This window comes from Flavobacterium gilvum, assembly GCF_001761465.1.
In the GTDB taxonomy this organism is placed as follows: Bacteria; Bacteroidota; Bacteroidia; order Flavobacteriales; family Flavobacteriaceae; genus Flavobacterium; species Flavobacterium gilvum.
Genome location: NZ_CP017479.1, coordinates 2,229,436 through 2,248,646 on the forward strand (window position 1 = coordinate 2,229,436; position 19,211 = coordinate 2,248,646).

Annotated in this window: 11 protein-coding genes; 7 read left to right on the forward strand and 4 right to left on the reverse strand. The window is 36.8% G+C overall.

What is annotated here, in order from left to right; translation table 11 throughout:
• Nucleotides 1-281 precede the first annotated feature (281 nt).
• From EM308_RS09365 to EM308_RS09380, 4 genes are all read left to right on the forward strand, one after another.
• Nucleotides 282-1,070, forward strand: a complete 789-nt coding sequence (locus EM308_RS09365; RefSeq protein ID WP_035637676.1) for an NYN domain-containing protein — start codon at nucleotides 282-284, stop codon at nucleotides 1,068-1,070.
• A 570-nt stretch (nucleotides 1,071-1,640) separates the two neighbouring features.
• The gene (locus EM308_RS09370) at nucleotides 1,641-2,216 is read left to right on the forward strand and encodes a non-canonical purine NTP diphosphatase (protein WP_035637678.1); all 576 of its coding nucleotides are present in this window, start codon (nucleotides 1,641-1,643) and stop codon (nucleotides 2,214-2,216) included.
• A 163-nt stretch (nucleotides 2,217-2,379) separates the two neighbouring features.
• On the forward strand, nucleotides 2,380-3,333 hold the full coding sequence (locus EM308_RS09375) for a transporter (protein WP_035637681.1): 954 nt from the start codon (nucleotides 2,380-2,382) through the stop codon (nucleotides 3,331-3,333).
• A gap of 23 nt (nucleotides 3,334-3,356) precedes the next feature.
• Nucleotides 3,357-4,475, forward strand: coding sequence for a hypothetical protein (locus tag EM308_RS09380; RefSeq protein WP_035637683.1), 1,119 nt, complete (start codon nucleotides 3,357-3,359; stop codon nucleotides 4,473-4,475).
• Nucleotides 4,476-4,555: 80 nt separating this feature from the next.
• Here EM308_RS09380 and EM308_RS09385 read toward each other — a convergent pair whose 3' ends face one another.
• From EM308_RS09385 to EM308_RS09400, 4 genes are all read right to left on the reverse strand, one after another.
• Entirely contained in the window at nucleotides 4,556-4,876 is a 321-nt protein-coding gene (locus EM308_RS09385) for a hypothetical protein (RefSeq protein ID WP_035637685.1), read from the reverse strand.
• A 124-nt stretch (nucleotides 4,877-5,000) separates the two neighbouring features.
• Nucleotides 5,001-13,532 carry a hypothetical protein gene (locus EM308_RS09390; RefSeq protein WP_035637687.1) on the reverse strand — a complete coding sequence of 2,844 codons (8,532 nt, stop codon included), beginning with the start codon at nucleotides 13,530-13,532 and terminating at the stop codon, nucleotides 5,001-5,003.
• Between the two features lie 557 nt (nucleotides 13,533-14,089).
• Nucleotides 14,090-14,470, reverse strand: coding sequence for a PUR family DNA/RNA-binding protein (locus EM308_RS09395; RefSeq protein WP_035637689.1), 381 nt, complete (start codon nucleotides 14,468-14,470; stop codon nucleotides 14,090-14,092).
• A gap of 66 nt (nucleotides 14,471-14,536) precedes the next feature.
• Nucleotides 14,537-16,297 (reverse strand): ABC transporter ATP-binding protein, encoded by a 1,761-nt coding sequence (locus tag EM308_RS09400; RefSeq protein ID WP_035637691.1) that lies wholly within the window; start codon nucleotides 16,295-16,297, stop codon nucleotides 14,537-14,539.
• A 200-nt stretch (nucleotides 16,298-16,497) separates the two neighbouring features.
• On the opposite strand from EM308_RS09400, the gene EM308_RS09405 reads away from it, so the two are divergent.
• From EM308_RS09405 to yajC, 3 genes are all read left to right on the forward strand, one after another.
• The gene (locus tag EM308_RS09405; RefSeq protein WP_035637693.1) at nucleotides 16,498-17,604 is read left to right on the forward strand and encodes a Glu/Leu/Phe/Val family dehydrogenase; all 1,107 of its coding nucleotides are present in this window, start codon (nucleotides 16,498-16,500) and stop codon (nucleotides 17,602-17,604) included.
• Nucleotides 17,605-17,907: 303 nt separating this feature from the next.
• A complete protein-coding gene (gene nusB / locus EM308_RS09410) occupies nucleotides 17,908-18,819 on the forward strand; it encodes a transcription antitermination factor NusB (protein ID WP_035637711.1) in 912 nt (303 codons plus the stop codon).
• A gap of 60 nt (nucleotides 18,820-18,879) precedes the next feature.
• Nucleotides 18,880-19,155: a preprotein translocase subunit YajC gene (gene yajC / locus EM308_RS09415; RefSeq protein ID WP_035637695.1), complete on the forward strand. Its 276-nt coding sequence runs from the start codon at nucleotides 18,880-18,882 to the stop codon at nucleotides 19,153-19,155.
• Nucleotides 19,156-19,211 lie beyond the last annotated feature (56 nt).

Consider the following 19,211-nt stretch of genomic DNA (forward strand, 5'->3'; position numbering starts at 1 on the left):
TTCCTGCTGTCCATTACAAGCTCTCGGTCATAAACCTTTTTTTCCATTGTGCTGCAAGGAGCTTCCTCCGGTCGCTCTTGCAGCCCAGGAAAAAATAGGTTTATTTCCTCGAGGCTTTCCATTTCCATCAGGGCTAATGCCAGAAACAAGAACTTTTTGCAATAAAAAGCGTATATTTGATATTGAAAAAAAAGGCATTGATTATGTCGATTACAAAATAAAAATCTAAAATTTAAGTTCTGCAATCTGTAATCTAAAATCTGCAATCTAAAATAAAAGTAATGTCCCAAAATACAAAAGAACTAAAACTCGCCGTGCTTATCGATGCCGACAATGTTCCCTACAGTAACGTAAAAGGAATGATGGAAGAAATTGCCAAGTTCGGGACACCAACCACCAAACGTATTTATGCCGATTGGACTAAACCCAATGCTAGCGGTTGGAAATCAGTACTGCTAGAACACGCCATAACTCCAATTCAGCAATACAGTTATACCGTCGGGAAAAACTCCTCCGATTCGGCCCTGATAATAGACGCAATGGATTTACTCTATTCCGGTAAAGTAGATGGTTTTTGCATAGTATCCAGCGATAGCGATTTTACAAGACTAGCCATTCGATTGCGGGAATCGGGAATGAAAGTTATTGGGATGGGTGAGAAAAAAACGCCCAATCCTTTTATTGTGTCCTGCGACCGATTCATTTTTATAGAAGTACTGGAAGGCGCCATCAAAAAGAAAAAGACTAAACCAGCGGCTTCTACTCCAGCAACTGATGCAAAAGAAACTAAGAAAATCGTTGAAAAAGAACCTGCTGTAAAAATCGATACTAAAACAATCGAATTGATAGAAAGCACCATCGATGCCATTTGTGATGATGACGGTTGGGCTTTCCTCGGCGATGTGGGAAATCTGATCGTAAAGAAAAAACCCGAATTTGACCCCAGAAGCTACGGCTTTAACAAACTCACTCCTTTGCTCAAATCCTTAACCGATATTCTAGAAATAGACGAAAGGGATTCTGATAAAAAAGGAATCAAGCACGTTTATGTTCGATTGCGTTTTACTTAAATCAGGGGCTGAAGATACTCTTACGTCATTAAATTAAGAATTCCTTTCAAGTTGATTTCTTAATATAAATCTCGCAAAGGCTCAGAGACGCAAAGTTTGAAACCGATTACTTTGCGTCTCTGCGCCTTTGCGAGAAAACAACAAAGAATAGAACTAAAGAATCTGCTTGAAAACAATAAAGAAGGCTGTCTTATTCAGACAGCCTTCCCTGTGTCGTTCTGATTTATCATTATCTAACGTATACCCTAAATCCTGTATAGCTGACTATTGAGATACTTTTTCTAATATTGAAATATTTGTGATATTATATGCTCAAGTAATTAATCAAAACCACAATCAAATTTACAATTTTATTTATTTTAAAATACTGAAAAACAAGATTTTAACTGTAATTTAACGTCGTTTTTTGTAACGGATTATACGGATTTTTTTGCAAATCAATAGTATCTGTTAAAAATCCGTTCCATCCGTGTAATCCATCGTCTATTTCATTAGATTTTATAAAGAAATTTATGTCTATAAAAAACATCCTAATATATTTGCAACCTAAAGAATAATAAACTCCAATAAATGAAAATCGTATTTGCTACCAATAATGAGAATAAAATAAAGGAAATCCAGAGTATGCTTCCTCAAAGCATCGAAATTATTAGTCTGGAAACTATAGGTTGTCACGAAGAAATTCCTGAAACCGCCGATACTATTGAGGGGAATGCGATTATGAAAGCCAATTATGTGACAGAGAAGTACGGCTACGATTGTTTTGCTGATGATACCGGTCTCGAAGTAGAGGCATTGAATGGTGAACCTGGAGTTTATTCTGCACGATATGCTGGTGAACAAAAATCGGCGGAAGATAATATGGATAAACTGCTTGCCAATTTGGAAAACAAAGCCAATAGAAATGCACAATTTAAAACCATAATAGCTTTAAATTTAAAAGGAAAACAACACCTTTTTACCGGAATTGCAAAAGGAGAAATCACTTTGGAAAGAAGCGGAAGTCAAGGTTTTGGTTACGATCCTATTTTTAGACCAGAAGGTTATCAGGAAACCTTTGCCCAATTGTCCTTAGAAACCAAAAACGCAATAAGTCACCGAGGAAAAGCCACCCGAGAATTAATTGAGTTTCTTATAAGTTTCTAAGATTCTAAGAAACTAAGAAAAAAAAATTAGAATCTTAGCTTCTCAGAAACTCAGCAACTTTTAAAAAAAAACTTAGAATCTTAGTTTCTTAGAAACTTAGCAACTCAAAAAAAAATATAGTACATTTGAAATGCGTTATTACTTTTCACTCAAATAAAACAGTATGTTCAAGATTAAAAACCTATTTTTTGCCTCACTTTTTTTAATCCCAACACTTCATTATGGCCAGCATACAGACGAAATCAATTCGAATAGACCTGGCGAATCCATGTCGGCTTTTGCAGTTGGGAAAACTGTTTTTCAAGTAGAAACAGGTGTGTTTGGAATTAAGGAAAAACATGATTTGCTGAGATATACTGCCAATGGATTTGGAGTCGATTTGGAATTGCGTTATGGTGCATTTCTGGAGAATCTTGAATTCATTGCTGATGTTCAATATCTGTATGAAACCTTTAATTATCCTATGCAGGTTGACGATAGAGCCGATTTTAAACAATCTGTTTTGGGAGCCAAATATTTAATCTATGACCCAAATAAAGGCTATAAAAAAGAAGTAAACCTTTATAGTTGGAAAGCCAACCATAAATTTAATTGGCATCAGTTGATTCCTGCTGTTGCTGTTTTTGGAGGAGCCAATTTTACGGGGAAAGACAATCCATTTTATTTCTCACCCCAATCCGAAATATCTCCAAAAGCCTCTTTGATTTTGCAAAACCACTTGGGTGATGGTTCTTGGGTTTTTGTGACCAATGTTACTTATAATTATATCACGACCGATTATCCGAGTTTGAGTTACATTGTAACCCTTACAAAGGGGATTAATGAAAAATGGTCTGCTTTTGCTGAAAATCAAGGAATAAAAAGTGACTTTTACAGTGATGCCTTAATTCGTGGCGGTGCAGCTTATTTGATTCATAGAAATTTGCAGGTAGATGCTTCCATAAGTGCCAGTTTCAAAGACACTCCTTCTATTCTTTATGGAGGGGTTGGGATGTCATGGCGCTATGACGGTCGATACAAGGAGGTTCCTCTTTTGACCAAACAAGAAAAACAAGCCGAAAAAATGGCAAAACAAAGCAAACCTAAAAAAGGGTTTAGATTATTTAAAAAGAAATAACAGCAACATTCCATAAAAAAGAAATGATTACCATAAAAGAAACCAAAACTAAAAGTGAGTTAACTGAATTTGTAAAATTTCCTTTTTCTTTATACAAAGGAAATCCGTATTGGGTTCCACCAATAATAGCCGATGAGCTGGAGTCGTTTGACAAAACCAAAAATCCTGCTTTTGAAAACGCCGAAGCCAATTTTTATTTAGCATATAAAAACAATCAGCCAGTAGGTAGAATTGCCACAATTGTCAATTGGGATGAGGTGAATCATCAACAGAAAAAGAAAGTCCGTTTTGGATGGTTTGATGTTATTGATGATATTGAAGTAACCAAGGCTTTGCTTGAAAAAGTTTATGAGATGGGACAAAAATTCAATCTCGAGTATGTGGAAGGGCCAATGGGATTCTCGAATCTTGATAAAGTTGGGGTTTTAACTGAAGGTTTTGATGAATTGGGAACGATGATTACTTGGTACAACCATCCGTATTATGCAAAACATTTTGAGCAATTGGACTACGTGACCGAAAAAGAATATATGGAGAACAAATTCCCTTTTGCGAATGCGAAACCGGAGTTTTTTGAAAAAATAAATGAATTGGTTAAAAAGCGATACGAACTGAAACCAATCAACTTTAAATCGACTAAAGACGTGATGCCTTACGTTGATAAAATGTTTGATTTATTTAACGAAAGTTATTCTAAGCTGTCTTCGTTTGTTGCGATTTCCGATATTCAAAAAGAATATTTCAAGAAAAAATACATCAGTTTCATTAATCCGGAATACATAAAATATGTAGAGGACAAGGAAGGGAATCTAGTGGCTTTTGGGATTGTCATGCCTAGTTTCTCGAAAGCACTTCAAAAAGCAAACGGAAAATTATTCCCTTTCGGATTTTTACATCTATTAAATGCCAGACGCAACAGTAAAGATGTGGTTTTTTACCTTATTGGTGTTCGTCCCGATTATCAGAATAAAGGTGTAACTGCTGTAATTTTTAATGAATATTACAAAACCTTTACCGAAAAAGGTATTCAATACTGTTATAGAACTCCCGAATTATCAGATAATCTTGCTATTCAATTGATTTGGAAAAATTTTAATCCGGTGGTGCATTGCCGAAGAAAAACATTTAGACGATCGCTATAAGGCAGTTCGTTTTTGAGAAAAAAAAGAAACCTCTTCATTCAATTTATGAAGAGGTTTTTAAGTTTTAGATTGTGCCATTTTTAGTTGACGTGAACATCACTCCATTTTTCAGCTAGTTTGTTGAGGTTAGCTTTCATCAAATCATCGGGTGTCATTGCAATTCTGATTTCGCAATGTGCTTCAAAATTTAAAAACCAAGGCTCGCAAATTGCAGGAATGGCTGAGGAATCCGGAATATCAACAATCATAACAGCGCCTCTGTTTCCTTCTTGTTCAGAAAAATAAATACTTTCCGGTTTGATGTCTTCAAGAACACGACCGATAATTTCGCCTGCGGTACCATTTCTAACCATTGAGTTGAAAGGCTCAATAGGTAGGATAACATTAACTAACATTTTCATTGTGATAGAATTTAAAGTTAAAACTCTTAAAGATACAAAATAATCACATCGAAAAATTTTGTAAATCATTGATAGTTAATAAGTTTTGATTCAAGAGTGAATTGTGTTTTTTGAAAATTTGTGTTTAATTGCCAAAAGTCGTGTAGACAATTTTAGTAGCTACCGCATCTTTGTTTTTTAAGATAGTTTTTACAATCAAAGGCTGATTGTTGCAGCGGAAATCCCGAATATAATATTCATTGATATTTACATCTTCTTTCTTGTATATAAATTTTCCGGACATATCATAAATTTCCAGTTTATCGATTAATTCAAAGAAAGAGTTGACTTTAATAATGCCATCTTTTACAGAAACGATCACTGGTTGATCTAGTTTTTCCTGGCTAGGAATTTCGTTTTTATAATGGAGCACAAACCGGTTGTCAAAAGTTCCTTTTGAAGTATTAAAACGATAAGGGGCATTTTTTAAATTAGAAAAAACAGCCGTTTCCTTATCTTCCAAATAGATATCATGATTAGCAAGCAAGCCTTCTGAATTATCAATGTTTATCTCAAAAATGCCATCAATAGTAGTGCTGAAACCCAGTGGTACTGTATCGTTTTCATCAAAAGGCAAAGCCCGTCCTTGTATGACTAAGTTTTTATTTTGGTTGATGCTGTAAAAATCTATGAATTTATTTCCGTTGAAAACTGCGCCGTCATAAGTACTATCAAAATTATTTGTGGCACCAGTAATATAGCCTACCAGCGTTTGTTTGAAAGCGCCTTGATTGTTGTAAAGATTAAGCCAAACCCTGTCTTTTTCAATAGTACTAGTCTCTTTTTTGGTAACATTAAATTTAAAAAATTGAGAGTTGTTACCGCCTATTCGCATTGAATTGTCAAACTTTGCAGTAATCCCGGAGACTCCTTCTTTTCCTTGTATAAAAAACGATTGACCCGCTGCAATAAATCCAAGCGGAATGGTTGGGTTACTATTGGTCGTCGGGTTTTTTGGGGTAATGCCAACTCCTCCAGTCGCATTATAAGATGCATAATCATTGGAGGCATTCGTCAAAATCGAGCTCTGCATATTATGTGACCAAAAATAAATTGTTCCGTTTAGTGCCGATTTGTTACTATCCAAAAAATGATTGGCATCAACTGCAGATGGATAGGGATTTCCGATGAGGTATGATTTGCCTGCATATATAGATTCAGTTGTAATTGTCCCGTTATTAGGTACGCCTATAAAGTTAATTGGATACCTGTAACTATTTTGTTCGTTAAAACCGTTTGGACTACCAATGCTGTATCCTTTGCCAATTTTCATGTGGTTCAATGGCTTTTCTTGTTTCCAATTATTAGCGTCAGCATCAAAAGAAAAGAACTCATTGGAAGGTGTATTTGGAGAAGCATTCCCCAATTGTTGCGATGCTACAGGTGATGACCAAAGCGTATAGTCGGATTTATATACAGGTGCCGAAAAACGGTTGTAATTGATTTTTCCGATGTTAGTTACTTCATTTTTCTGAATCAAACTGGAATTATTGTCAAAACTAAAGTTGGCTCCATTTAATATTTCAAGTTTATTAACTACAGATATTGTAATGTCTTCTGACGTATGGATGAATCCGGTAATGATTTGACATCTACACATTTCAGTATCATTATCAAATGAATAATTTCCATTCATGTAAACATATTTGTAGATAGTGGGTAAACCGTTTGTCCAATTTGTGCCCGTCCAAGCTGTGGATTCTAGTGGTTTTAAAAGCACATTTGGGGTTGTTTTTGACAAGCAGAATCCGTCAGAAACCCTATAACTATAAGTCCCTGGTTCAAGATTTGATACAGTGGTTGTAGTGCCAGAACCTTCAATTGTCAGGTCAGTGGTTCCGCTTTGGAACAATGTCCAATTGCCAGTAGGGAGTCCTTCTAAAATAATACTTCCATTTGAAGTACAATCGGGCGGAATGGTTGATTTTATGGTTGGAGCATTTACAAATAAAGGTTCTTCAATGGCAACAGTTGTGGTCTTAGAGATGCAGGAATCGGGAATAAGAGAACGGTAGCCTAGTTTGTGGATTCCCGCGTGTACGTTGGAAAAAGTTGCTGAAGCCTGGTAAGCACCTCCGTCAATATTGTATTCAAAACCAGTTCCTTCTGCAGGATTACTTATTACGATAGTTCCAGTTTCCAAGATGCACCCCGGTTGAGTTATGGTTCCAACAGTGGGTGGATTTGGGGTGATTGGTTGGGCGTATAAAGTGACATCTGCAGAGGGAACCGAAGTACAGCCTTGGATGTTGGTTACGGTTACATGATAAGTTCCTGGTACTGTGTTTCCGTTCAAAATGGCTGTTGCTCCAACGCCTGCCAATGTTCTTCCTCCTGAAGAAGTTAGAATCCAACTGCCTTCAGGCAATCCGCTTAGGCCAATACTGCCCATACTGGATTCACAAGTTGCTTGAGTTACAAAATCTATTATTGGAGGAGTTGGAGAAATCGGCTGTGGATTTATGGTAACTGTTTCAGATGCAGTTGAGGTACAGTTTCCTAATGTTGCAAATACAGTATAATTTCCCGCCGGAGCCGTAATAAGGTTTCCCGAAATTATAACGCCAATGTTTGGATTAACTGTGTAGATATTGTTTGGATCATAATTTTGGATTTTAAAACTTCCTGTGACAACGAGGCAAGTTGGGTGAGTAACCGAACCTAATATAGGTGTCGCTGGTGTTATGGGTTGAGTGTTTATTGTAAAAGCCGCAGAATTTAAAGAGATACATCCTGCAGTGTTTTGCACCGTCAGGGTGTAAGTTCCAGAAGGCATACTGTTGAAAAAAGCAGTTGTACCAATGCCTTGCAATCCTGATCCTCCTGCTATTATTTGAGGAGAAGAATATAATATCCATGAGCCTGTGGGCAAACCGCTTACTTCTACACTTCCTTTTTCTGAATTACAACTTGGTTGTGTTATGTTTCCTATGATGGGCGGAGATGGAGTTACCGGTTGTTCATTAATTTCAACTACAGATGATATTCCCGAAGTACAGTTTCCTAGTGTAGTTGTTACTGTATAACTGCCTTTTGGTGCTGTTATTGTGTTTCCTGAAATAATGACTCCAGTGTTTGGAGTAACATTGTAAACATAGTTTGAGTTATAATTTGTAATGACAAAACTTCCCGTTGATACTGTGCAGCTGGGCTGAATAGGAGTGCTTAACGTCGGTATTGCAGGTGTAGGTGGTTGTTCATTTATTGTAAAAGGCAAAGAAGGCGAGGAGGTGCAATTATCAGAATTTTTAACGGTAATCGTATAAGTCCCCGTTACGGTACCGGTAAAAATTGCAGTAGTTCCAGATCCTGATAATCCCGTTCCGTTACCAATTGCAGGCGAGGAGAAAAGTGTCCACGAGTCAACTGGCAGCGCGCTTAGTTCAACACTTCCGGCACTGGAATCGCAAGTTGGTTGTGTTACATTCACAATTATTGGCGGAGTTGGAGTTTGGGGTTGTTGTACTATTGTGACGACAGCCGATGCATTTGAAGTGCAATTACCTAAATTGGCAGTTACCGTATAATTCCCCTCCGGCGCGGTTACGGTATTCCCCGATATTGTTACTCCAACATTAGGACTTACAGTATAGATGTTGTTGGAGTCATAATTTAGGATAGTAAAACTTCCTGTTGAGACAGTACAGGTTGGCTGAACAGGATTACTCAGTAATGGAGTTGGAGGAGTTGTGGGTTGCGCATTTAATGTAAATGGTAATGTAGATGGAGAGTAACAGCCATCTGAATTTTGAACACTAATCGTATAAGTTCCCACAACAGCTCCTGTTAAAAAAGCTGTCGTTCCAGAACCGCTTAATCCCGTTCCGTCCCCGACAGGTGGAGACGAATAGAGAATCCATGAATCTGTTGGTAAACCACTTATTTCAATGCTTCCGGAGCTAGACTCACAGGTAGGCTGTATGATGCTTACAATCGTTGGGGCTGTTGGAACTATTTTGGCGCGGTCAATAACGACTGTTTCAGAAGGCTCTGAAGGACAGGTTCCGGCTATTCCTGAGACAGTAAAACTATAATTTCCTTCGGTTAGTAGCGAAACGATGAAGGAAGTTCCCGTACCAGTATAAGTCGAACTGGAAGTACCGCTCTGATTCAATGTCCAAGTTCCCGAAGAAGGCAATCCGTTTATGACAACGCTTCCAGTTGGCGTTTCACAAATGGGTTGGGTTATGGTGCCAATGGTTGGCTTGGCAAGTGGTAATGGTTGTTCATTTACTTTAAAGACGGTACTTGGTGCTGAAGTACATTCTTGTTCATTAATAACGGATACTGTATAATTTCCAGCAGTAAATATTCCCGTCACGCTATAAGTTGTTCCTGTTCCATTGATTGTTCTTATTAATGCAGAAGAACTGTCGAATACCTGAATTGTCCAGTTTCCTGAAGGTAAATCACTGACTGTTATCGATGTTTCACTAACTCCACAAGAAGGATTGGCTGTAATAGTGACAGTTGGCGCCGAGGGAGTTGGTGGTTGCGGATTAATAGTTACGTTTCCTCCAACAGCAAGGCATATCGAGCCGCTATCGAGCATAAAATTGTAAAGACCAGATGGTAATGCGGTTGCCACATAGGTAGTTGGACTTGGAGAAGGTTCTGTTATTGTATTGTTGATAGGTCCTGTCTGGGTTATCGTCCAGCCTGTTGTTGGCAAATTAGCAAAAGAAATACTTCCGGTTGATGTGGTACAAGTAGGATGAATAATTTGTTCTAATGTTGCACCAGAGGATATATTGCTCATAGCAACATTATCAGAAAAGGAAGAAACACAGCCCATATCCGAAACCACTGAATATTTATAGGTTCCGGGAAATAATCCAGAAACAGTTGTGCTAGTTCCCGATCCCTGAATCTGGTTATTATTTGTTCCAATTTGATGTAATGTCCAAGTTCCTGTTGCAGGCAAATTATTCAAAACTACAGATCCACCGTCAGCACATGTTGGGTCGGTGATAGTGCCAATTGCGGGTGCCGATGGAATAGGTGGCTGAGGATTGATTATTACATTTGCGGAAGCGGGAGAAACACAACCTGAAGCGGTAGTGGTCACTGTGAAATAGTACGTTCCCGCTGTGAGACCATTTATGGAAATAGTGCTGCCAAAGCCGGGTACAGTTGAATTTAATACACTGTTTTTGTAAATGCTTATTGTCCAGTTTTCAATAGGTAAACTACTCAGAACCACACCACCAGTAGGTGTGTCGCAGGTGGGTTGGGTTGGGGCAGAAGGTATTGGAGCAGCAGGTAGTGTTTTAAAGGAGGTAACCGTAACATTGTCGGTCGATTTACAGCCACTAACGCCATTGGTTCCGGTGAGAGTGTATGTAGTTGTTGCTGCTGGAGAAGCAATCGGGTTGGATATTGTTGAACTGGATAAACCTGTAGTTGGACTCCAGCTATAAGAGGTGTCAGCTTCGGGAATCGAACCTATACTCGTTGCAGGTGTGCTGCAGTTTACGTTTTTGTCAACTCCGGCAGCATCAGGTTTTGGAGTGGTTATATTGACCGTTACGATAACTTCGTCAGTTGACGAGCATCCATTTGTTCCGGTAACCGTCAGCGTATAGGTTGTTGTGGCAGTTGGATTGGCTATGGGATTGGAAACAGCGGCACTCGACAATCCTGTTGCAGGACTCCATCGATAAGTGTTTCCTGTCACAGGTGCAATTCCTATGCTTTTTCCAGACGGATTCAAGGTACAGGTTTTGGTAAAATCGGCTCCGGCGTTTGCAATAGGACTAGTTGTATCTACTGTTGCCACAACAGTATCTGAATTGGTACAACCATTAGCAGTATCTTTTGTTGTCAGTGTGTATGTGGTTGATGAAGCTGGATTTGCAATTGGATTGGAAGCTGTAGGATCCGACAAACCTATTTCTGGATTCCACTTATAGGTTAATCCAGCTATTGCTGAATCTCCTATTGAAGCACCTGTTGGATTTAATATACAGGTTTTTGTAAAATCGGATCCAGCAATTGCTTTTGGTATTGTTGTGTTAACAAATACGGTAACCTGGTCTGTAGTCGTACAATTGCTAACCAAGTTTGTTGCGGTAAGAGTGTAAGTGGTGGTGGTTGATGGATTGGATATTGGATTTGAAATTGTGGCATTTGATAAGCCAATGGATGGATTCCAACTGTAAGCTGTCCCGGGTAATGAACCGGTTCCTATAGTTTTTCCGGAAATGGTGAAAAAGCAGGATTTTGTGAAATCAGCTCCTGCGTCTGCAACTGGAGAGCTCGTACGAACGGTTATTTCTACAGAATCACTAGCAGTACAGCCTGTATTATTGTTTGTTGCTGTTACGGTATAAATTGTTGTGGACGTCGGGTTGGCTATTGGGTTCGAAATTGTTGCACTGGATAGACCGGTGGATGGACTCCAGCTATAAGTTGTTTCAGCTTCTGACTGGGCACCAATCTCTTTGCCACTGGGAAATTGAGTACAGGTTTTTGTAAATGGATTTCCGGCATTTGCAATGGGGGTTGTAGAATCAACAACTACCAAAACGTTGTCAGTAGCGGTACAGCCATTTATGATATTTGTAGTTACTAATGTGTAAAAAGTAGTAACTGTTGGATTAGCTATTGGGTTTGCAATAGTAGCAGCTGAAAGTCCGCTTTCTGGACTCCATGAATAAAGAGTATTAGGTATTTCCAGTCCGCCAATGATATTTCCGTTTGGGTTTTTTATACAGGTTTTGGTAAAACCAATTCCTGCATCTGCGACAGGGGGTGTTGTATTTACTGTAACCAGAATAGTATCAATTACAGAACATCCCGTTGCAGTGTTTATTGCTGTTAAAGTGTATGTTGTTGTTGTGTCAGGATTAGCAGTTGGATTTGAAATAGTATTATTTGATAAGCCATTGCTTGGACTCCAATTGTAACTTACTCCTGTTTCCGAAGGGGATCCAATGGTTTTTCCTTGGGGAAATGATGTGCAGGTCTTTGTGAAATCGTCTCCGGCAGAAGCGTTTGGTGTGTCGATAACGACAGTGACGGTAACTGTATCTGTAGCGGTACACCCTCCTGCTATTTGGGTGGCTGTCAGGGTGTATGTGGTTGTAATGGTGGGGTTGGCAATTGGGTTGGAAATAGTTGCATCCGAAAGTCCCAATGCTGGATTCCAGTTATAAGTCACTCCATCTACTGGTTCAGTTCCAATTTGTTTTCCAGATGGATTAGAATTACATGTTTTGGTAAAATCAACACCTGCATTGGCTATTGGTGTTTTTGGAGATTCATTTATTGTGGCAAATGCCGGATCTGAGATGCACGAATTCTCATTTAAAAACCGAATAGTAAATTTATGATTTCCAGGTTGTAATCCTATAAATACATTGCGACTTTGATAAGGACCGTTGTCGACATTGTATTCATATCTATTGTCTTCTAAGTAAGGAGAGTCTAAAGTAACCTCGCCAGTGGAGGTGGTACAATTTGGTTGTGCTGTGACTGTTGCGGTTAACCCATTGGGAGTTGTTAATGTGGCATAGCTTATAGTGTTTGACCTTGGACTTAAAATAGTTCCATTGGAAGCATAAACACGGTAGTAATAGGTCGTGGCGTTTGTGAGTCCTGTTACTTTTTTTGACAATACATTTCCAACATCCAGATTCTCATAGTCAGAAACAAAGTGAGTGAAATCAATATCAGTGGCAACATCCAAATAGTATTTTAATGCCCCTTGGGAGGCTTCCCAATTGGCAACTATTTCATCACAAGTGGCACCAGTTCCGGGAGTAGCGATTGGTCCGCTTATGGATTCACTGCGATTGACAACTACATTGATGGTTTCAAAATTAGAATAGGGAATGCCACTATAAGTAGTAAAGCAGGCGAGTTTTGCCGTGTAAACACCTTCTATTGCATTTGGAATTGAAGTGTTTTGGTCGGTTGTTGTTGTGATGTTGTTTTGCGGGTCTGTAATCGTCCACTCAAAACTGAGACTCTCGCCAGGTGGACCAATATAATCTCCAGTCAAGTAGATGGTTTCTCCAACAAATACAGGTGAATTGCTTGAGGGAAGTGTATTGAGGGTTCCTCCGGCTTCCATCACTTCGTCAAAAGTTGCTCCAGAGCCACTCCCTTTGCAAACCGAATATTCGTAATCACCTATGTATATTGATTGATTGTTGGAGCAATCTCCTATTAACCCCCCAGTTGTTACCTGCAAACTTCCATCTGCTGGTAGTTGCAAAATACCTTTGTTGTTAAATTCAATATTTGCGGCGGGATTCAAATTTGGGGTAACAATAATGAGATTCGATTTTATTGTAAAAAAAACAGCATCACTATTTAATCCGGTCAATAATAAAGAACCATTGATTGTTAATTCTTCAAAGGGTTGAGTGGAGATTCCGGTGCTCCCGATTGTAATGGTGTGCCCTTGCTGAATTGTGGTTACATGAGTGTTGTTAAATTGCCCAGGGTATCCTACCAATGCCGATGCTGCAATCCATTTGAAACCATTATAATATTCCCAACTGCTAAGCGTATCCCAATTACCAGAAGTTACAGATCGATAATCGCCAATTGTTTGTCCAAATGAATATAAAGAGACACAAAGGAGAATTAAAAGTAGTTTCTTTTTCATGAGAATCCATTTAATAAGAATCGACTAATTAATTTTCTATAGCCTTCTTTTTAATTAAAAAATAGCAAATAGGTTACTTTTAATAAGTACTGTTGTTTTACAGGGATTAAGTCTTTTTATTAAACCTGTGGATTTTCAATTTGGTGAGGCTTTATAATTTAATGTAGTTGGATATCAGATACTAAAGTAAATAAAAAAAATGTAGACGACAAGGATTTTTACTACTTTTTTAAAGTTAAAAATGAGAAACGGGCTATCTTAATTGAAGTGAAATGAAGTGAAGTCGAAGAAAGTAATATCGTTTTATGGCGTATTAATAAGAGTTGGTTTTTTCTAGAGATTCTTACCCTAGTGTCACATAATAACATTTAGAAATATAAAATAATCCAATCTTTACCCCCTCTCCTTTGGAGAGGGTTGAGGTGAGGTTAAACAAAAAAGACTATTTTATATTTCTAATTTGTATAATTATTTTTAAAGGTATTTATTCTTATTTCTAAACTAAAAAAGTCCAAAAAACCATAGGTCTTTGGACTTTTTATTTTTTTAAGTTTCTATTAAATATCGTCAAATTCGATATCTGTAAAACTGGAAGTATTTGGAATATTATCTTCGCTTGTTTTGTCTGAAGAATATTCTTTTTTGAAATCTTTTTGGTGTCTTTCAGAGATCACTTCTTCCCCTTTGTGGTTCAAAACATAAGAAGTCATGTCTTCTAAAATTTCTGAAAATGCGGTGAAATCTTCTTTGTATAAATAAATTTTATGTTTTTTAAAGTGAAAAGATCCGTCTTCTTCTGTGAATTTTTTGCTTTCGGTAATCGTAATATAATAATCGTCAGCTTTGGTAGCTCTTACGTCAAAGAAATACGTTCTTCTACCAGCTCTTAAAACTTTTGAAAAGATTTCGTCTTTTTCTAATATATCATTTTCTCTCATAATCGTAACGTCATTTTTTATTTAATAGCAATCAAAAATCTTAAAAATATATGTATTATACAACAATTAAAGCAATTCTTTTTCCGAAAGTTGTTTCAAATACAGTGCCGAATAATATCCGTTTTGGTTTATTAATTGATTATGAGAACCTTGTTCAATTATCTTTCCATCGTCGAGTATGATAATCTTGTCTGCATTCTTTGCCGATGATACTCTGTGACTGACTATGATTGTAGTTTTATTTCTACAGATTTGAAAGAGATTGTTCAAAATTGCCTCTTCTGTTTCAGTATCAACAGCTGAGAGACAATCGTCAAAAAGTAAAATTTCAGGATTTTTTATAATGGCTCTCGCAATGGAAACCCGCTGCTTTTGTCCTCCCGAAAGTGTGATTCCTCTTTCGCCCAAAATCGTATCATATCCCTTGTTGAAACCGATGATATTATCATGCACAACTGCACTTTTGGCGACAGCCTCAACTTCCTGATCGGTGGCATTTTCTTTTCCAAATTTGATGTTATTCTTGATAGTATCCGAAAACAAAAAAGCGTCTTGGGGAACGACCCCGATGCTGTTACGCAAATCAAATAAGTTGAGTTGATCGATTTCTTTGTTGTCTATCAAAATTTTACCACCAGTAACATCATACAGTCGGGATAATAAGGCTAAAACCGTTGATTTTCCCGAACCTGTTTTTCCCAAAATAGCCAATGTTTCCCCTTTGTTTACAGTAAAGGAAATATTTTGCAAAGCTTTTATCTGGGTATCTTCGTAAGTAAAGCTTACATTTTCAAATGTGATGCTGCCTTCTATTTTGGTTTTTTGAGTGTTTTTGTTTTGTATTTCTGGTTGTATTTTCAAAAATTCATTCAGCCTTTTTTGCGAAGCTTCAGCTTCCTGAACCATTGATGAAACCCATCCTAAAGAAGCTACCGGCCAGGTCAGCATATTGACATACAGTATAAATTCGGCAATGGTTCCTATACTTTTTATCGAGCCATGAATGTACATTAAACCACCAAAATAAATTACCACCAAGTTACTCACACCGATAAGGGCAATCATCAAAGGGCCAAAAAGCGCTTGAACTTTGGCTAAACTCAAACTTTTGCTTTTGCTTTCATTGGCCAAATTATTAATATTGGATTGGTGCTGGTCTTCCAGCGAATAAGCTTTTATAACACGTATTCCCGAAAAAACTTCTTGGGTGTAACTAGAAACTTTGGATAAATATTGTTGGAATGTTGTTGATCTTTTGTTGATTTCAGAACTCAATTTGAAGATGCAATAGGATAATATCGGCAAAGGTAATATAGTATATAATGTCAGTTTTGGAGATACGTTGTACATATAACCTATCACGATAGCGAAGCGGATAAAGGTATTTATAGAATACATAACTGCGGGGCCCACATACATTCTTACTTTGGAAACATCTTCGCTTATACGATTCATTAAATCGCCTGTACGATTTTGTTTGTAGAAATTCAGGGAGAGATTTTCGTATTGACGAAAAACTTCATTTTTCAAATCAAATTCGATATGGCGTGACATTACAATCAAAGTCTGACGCATCAGGAACGTTAGAAAGCCGGCAATAATCGTTGTTGCAATGATTAACAGGATGTTACTAATCAATTCCTGGCTTATGACACTGGGATCTACAGATTTGTTTTTGGCATAAGCTTCAATTTCATTAAATGATTTACTGATTAGTTTTGGTGTGAATAATGAAAATATTTGTGCGATTATGGTTATAATTATGCCGAGTGAAAAGCTGTATTTGTACTTAATGAAATATTTATTTAAATATTGTAATTCTTTCATGTTTTAAGTGATTCGGTATAGAATTGATTTTGTTTTTTATTTAATGCTAAAATTTTAACAATTGAATTAAAGAAAACGTTTTCGTTGTGTTTTTAATAAATATTTAATTTTAAACTACTTTATTGAGATATATTTATTTTTTATGTACGTTTGGAGTATCTTTTTGATAAATTAATAATTAATAACTAAAAAAACTACCTATGAGTACTAGTGTTACCACAACAAAAGAACTTCAAAAAATGGATCCTGTTTTTGGGCAATTGTCATTTAATGACCACGAACAAGTTGTTTTTTGCAATGACAAAGATACAGGATTAAAAGCAATAATTGGTATTCATAATTCGGTTATGGGGCCAGCATTGGGTGGAACAAGGATGTTTAATTATGCTAATGAATGGGAAGCTTTGAACGATGTTTTGCGCTTGTCCAGAGGGATGACTTACAAAGCTGCTATTACGGGATTGAATATCGGTGGTGGAAAAGCGGTTATCATTGGTGATGCCAAGACACAGAAAACACCCGAATTGATGCGCAAATTTGGAGAATTTGTTCATTCACTTAGCGGAAGATATATTACCGCCGAAGATGTTGGGATGGAAACTTCTGATATGGATTTAGTAAGAGATGTTACTCCTTATGTTACCGGAATTTCGGAAGAAAGAGGTGGGTCAGGAAATCCTTCGCCAGTTACAGCTTTTGGAGTTTATATGGGAATGAAAGCTGCTGCAAAACAACAGTTTGGTTCAGAAAAATTAGAAGGAAAAAAGGTGTTGGTTCAGGGAATTGGGCATGTGGGCGAAACTTTGGTGGAGTATTTGACCAAAGAAGGAGCTCAGGTTTTTATTACCGATATTAATGAAGAAAAATTATATCAGGTAGCTGCAAAATATAATGCCCAAATATTTACTGGAGACGATTTGTATACTGCCGATGTTGATATTTATGCGCCATGTGCAATGGGAGCGACAGTTAATGATGCTACTGTGAATAAAATCAAAGCCAAAGTGATTGCTGGTGCTGCCAATAATCAATTGGCAAATGAAAATACACACGGATTGATTTTGCAGGAAAGAGGAATTCTTTATGCTCCCGATTTCTTAATCAATGCTGGCGGAATTATCAATGTTTATGCCGAGTTGGCTCATTATGACAAAGCAGAGATTATGCGTAAAACTGAAAATATCTACAACACAACATTAGAAATTTTTGATTACGCTGTTGCAAAGGGAATAACGACACATCAAGCCGCTCTGACGATTGCTCAAAACCGTATCGATTTAAGGAAAATAGAGAACAGTAAAAAATAGTTTTCAGTTATCGGTTATCAGTTATGGGTTATCAGTTATGAGTCTCAGTTATCAGTCTTAGTTTTAAGCTGAAAACTGAGACTTTTACTTTGTGTTTTATATCGAAAGGTGTTTTGTCGATAAACCAGCCAGAAGTTGAAATAAGACATAGCAGAAAACTGAAAACAGAAAACGGACAACCGAAAACCGAAAAAATAAAGCAATTTTATATTTTCATTTACGCGATGAAATATGTACTTTTGCAAACTAATTTTTAAAAGTTCTTACAAGGTGGTAAATAGAAGACATATCCGCGTTAAAGTCATGCAATCCATTTATGCGATGCATCAAAATGGTTCTGATAATCTTGAAAAAGAGGAAAAATTTCTTTTTCATAGTATAGACGCTATCCAGGATTTATACCTTATCATGCTTTCTTCATTGATTGAAATTTGCAAAAAAGAAACTGTTTATTTGGAGTTGGCAAGTCAAAAACATCTAGCAACCAAAGAAGAACGCAATCCAAACAAGAAATTCGTCAATAACTCCATTTTTCAGATTCTTGACGAAAATAATTCCCTTAGTATAGCACTCGAAAATCGCAAAATTAACAATTGGACTTTAAATGATGATTACATTATTCTTCTTTTAAATGCCATAAAAGAAAGTGATTTGTATGCCAAATACATGAGTAATAAAGTGAACACTTTTGAGGAAGACAGAGAATTCATCGTCGATATTTTTACAGATGTAATTGTTCCAAATGATAAGTTATACGACTATTTGGAAGATGATAAATTGACTTGGATTGATGATATTCCGTTGGTTAATACTCATATTATTAAACAGTTGAAAGCATTAAAGAAAGGTGCGGAAGACAATTTTAGAGTTCCAAAATTATACAAGGATGTTGAGGATAGGGAGTTTGCCAAAGATTTGTTTAGAAAGACAGTTTTGAACGAAACCGAATTGGCAAAAGAATATGTTGATAAAACGCCAAATTGGGATAGTGAACGTATTGCCGAAATTGACACAATTATCCTAAAAATGGCTATTTGTGAATTTTTGAAATTTCCTTCAATTCCGGTAAAAGTAACTTTGAATGAGTATTTGGAATTGGCCAAAGAATATTCTACTCCAAAGAGTAGTATTTTCATTAACGGAATATTGGATAATTTGGTAAAAGAATTGGAAACCAAGAAAAAAATAGTAAAAATAGGAAGAGGTTTGATGTAATAATTAATTCCGATTTTCTGAAGATTATAAACAATTAAATAAAAAATTAAATTTTAAATTATGGGACAATTAGGTAATATACTGCCACTTTTGTTGATGTTTGTTGTTCTTTATTTCTTTATGATAAGACCGCAACAAAAGAGAGCTAAGAATGAAAGGGAATTTGAAGGCGGATTAAAAGTTGGAGATAAAATAATTACTAAAAGTGGAATTCACGGTAAAATCGTTGAACTTTCTGATTCGACTTTAGTTATCGAAACGATGGCTGGAAAATTGAAAATGGAGCGTTCTTCTATTTCAATGGAATTGACTGCAACTTTGAGTAAAAAAGAGTAGTTTTTTAGATAGAAAATAAATTGAAGATCCAAATTCCAAAAACCAATTTTATAATT